The organism is Thiohalocapsa sp. (assembly GCF_019695415.1).
GTDB lineage: Bacteria > Pseudomonadota > Gammaproteobacteria > Chromatiales > Chromatiaceae > Thiohalocapsa.
Genome location: NZ_JAIFKJ010000091.1, coordinates 5,921 through 8,679 on the forward strand (window position 1 = coordinate 5,921; position 2,759 = coordinate 8,679).

At 69.4% G+C, this 2,759-nt stretch carries 2 protein-coding genes; both read left to right on the forward strand.

What is annotated here, in order from left to right; genetic code table 11:
• The first annotated feature begins 81 nt into the window (after window positions 1-81).
• Window positions 82-1,530 carry a pyruvate kinase gene (gene pyk / locus I6U14_RS01715; protein ID WP_296896367.1) on the forward strand — a complete coding sequence of 483 codons (1,449 nt, stop codon included), beginning with the start codon at window positions 82-84 and terminating at the stop codon, window positions 1,528-1,530.
• Between the two features lie 209 nt (window positions 1,531-1,739).
• Window positions 1,740-2,666: an alpha/beta hydrolase gene (locus tag I6U14_RS01720; RefSeq protein ID WP_296896364.1), complete on the forward strand. Its 927-nt coding sequence runs from the start codon at window positions 1,740-1,742 to the stop codon at window positions 2,664-2,666.
• Window positions 2,667-2,759: the final 93 nt, after the last annotated feature.

Below are 2,759 nucleotides of genomic sequence, written 5' to 3' on the forward strand. Positions count from 1 at the left end.
CGGGGCAGCGGCGCGGCTAATGTCGTCCTGCCCCACGCGCCCCGACCGGTGCGCGGCCGCCTCGCACAGGGGAGCCCCTCCATGCGGTGCGGCCCCCACACAACCAGAATCGGGGCCACAATCGGCCCGGCGTCAGATCAGCCGGAAATGCGCCGCGCCCTCGTCGAGGCTGGGGTCGACGTCGCCCGGCTCAACTTCTCCCACGGCGACCCGGATTACCACGCGAGCGTCATCGCCCGGCTCCGAGAGGCCGCCGCCAACACCGGACGGCGCGTCGCCATCATGGGTGACCTGCCGGGGCCGAAGATGCGTGTTGGCGAGATCGCGGACGAGCCCATCGAGCGGGTGCGCGATGAGACCATCATCCTGACGACCGAGGACTGTGTCGGCAGCGCGGATCGGGTGAGTGTCAGCTTCCCCGGCCTCCCGTCGGCGGTACAACCGGGGGATCGGCTGTTCCTGAATGATGGCTTCATCCTGCTCAAGGTGGTCGAGGTGCGCGGCACGAACGTCATCTGCAACGTGCGCGCCGGAGGTGAGCTGCGCTCCCGCAAGGGCCTCAACCTGCCGGGCATCGATCTCGGCATCAGCGCCTTCACGGATGACGATCGCGCCTGGCTCGAGTTTGCCGCCGCGCACCGCATCGACGCCGTGAGCCAGTCCTTCGTCGCCACCGCCGAGGACATCGCCGCTGTGCGCGAGACCGCCCGCGCGCTGGACTACGACCCCTTTATCATCGCAAAGATCGAGCGCGCCACAGCGCTTGAGCATCTGGAGGACATCCTCGCCGCTGCGGACGGCCTCATGGTGGCCCGCGGCGACTTGGGTGTGGAAATCCCCATCGAGACCATCGCCGTCGCCCAGCGGCGTATCACCGAGCTCGCCAACCGGGTCGGCAAGCCCGTCATCACGGCAACCCAAATGCTGGAATCCATGGTGACCCTGCGTCGGCCCACGCGCGCCGAGGCCACCGACGTCGCCAACGCCATCCTGGGCGGCACCGACTGCGTGATGCTCTCGGCGGAGTCCGCCATGGGCCGCTTCCCGGTGGAGTCCGTGCAGATGCTGGCCGGTATCGCCGCCGCAATCGAGCCGGAGCGCAATCTGCGGCTGCAGGCGGAGCGCATCGGTGCCTACGACGCCGACGGCAGCCGCCGCGCCGTGGACCTCATCGCCCGCAGCGTCTACCACACGGCCGAGCGCAGCCACCCGCGGCTGGTAGCGGTACCCACCCGCAGCGGCAATACCGCCCGGCGCATCGCCCGGTTCCGACTCCCCTGCCCCGTGGTCGCCTTCACACCCAACGCGGACACCGCCCAGCGCCTGTGCTTCAGCTATGGCGTCTACGTGCAGGAGACGGGCACCGACCTGGCCGACTGGACGGAGTTCGTGCGCAGCTGGCTCACTGAGCAAGCGATCGAAGACGGCCTCGTACTGCTGACACAGGGCCCGTCCGCGGAGCACCCCTGCGGCAACCATCGCCTGGAGATCATCGAGCTCGACGGCGAGCGGGCTGAAGCCTGTCGCTGACCGGAACCCACTGCAGGATACGGGCCTCCAACGACGCGCATTCAACGTCACCCCATGGGCTCTGCTCCTATACAATCTGAGGCAACAGAGCCCCCGCGATACGCTACCGTCCAGGGCGTCCGCGCCCGTATCCGGCGCTGCCGTCTCGTATGCTCGACGCCTGCCCTGGGGCCGGGCGGCAGCGCAGCCAGCCCACCCGGACTCGAGTCATGGCCGACGCCGCTGTCGACACGCCCGCTGACGGCCCCCAATTCGTACAGCTCCCCGATGGCCGCCGCCTGGCCTATGCCACCTACGGCACCGCTGCGGGCGTGCCCGTACTCTACTTTCACGGCTTCCCGAGCTCGCGGCGCGAGGCCCGGCTCATGCACGGGGACGCCGTCGCGAGCGGTGCGCGCATCATCGCCCCGGACCGCCCCGGCTATGGCGAATCCGACAACGCCCCCGGCAGGACCCTCGCCGACTGGGCCGAAGACTGCGAACGGCTCGCCGATGCGCTGGAGCTCGAGCGCTTCGCCGTCGTCGGCGTCTCCGGCGGCGGCCCCTATGCCCTCGCCTGCGCCCAGCACATGCCGCACCGACTGATCGCCTGCACCCTGGTGTGCCCCCTTGGCGCCATCTATCTCAATGACCTCCTCGCCCAAATGAATCCCGCCGCACGTGCCAGCCTGCTGCCGGGACGGCAGCCGGCCTGGCTCGCGGACCTCATCTACGGCGCGCCCACCACAGCCGTGCTAGCCCGCTGGCCCGACTTGGTGGAGAAGGTTCGCCATATCGCCGCCCCAGCGGCAGACCGCGCCGTGCTCGCCGAGGGCGACACCGCACGCATCCTGAACCAGACCATTGCGGATGCCATGCAGAACGGCGCCCCAGGCGCCCGCCGTGACCTGACCCTCTATACCCACGATTGGGGACTCGACCTCGCCGAGATCAGCATGCCTATCCGCATCTGGCACGGCACCGCCGACGGCACCGTCCCTATTAGCCATGCCCGCTGGCTCGCCGGTCAGCTACCCGACGCCCACCTCATCGAGCTCCCGGGCGAAGGCCACTACTCCGTGCCCATCCGCTACGCCCGCCAAATCCTCACCGACCTAGTCCAACGCCAAGCCACCAAAGACGCCGACGGCGGTTGACCACTACCCACGACCGGGCTACTCTTGCGGGCTTCGGGCGCGTAGCTCAGTGGGAGAGCACTGTCTTCACACGGCAGGGGTCGCTGGTTCGAA

Coding starts and splice junctions, on each gene's coding strand:
- pyk (WP_296896367.1), top strand. CDS start 82: ATGCGGTGCGGCCCCCACACAACCAGAATCGGGGCCACAATCGGCCCG.
- I6U14_RS01720 (WP_296896364.1), top strand. CDS start 1,740: ATGGCCGACGCCGCTGTCGACACGCCCGCTGACGGCCCCCAATTCGTA.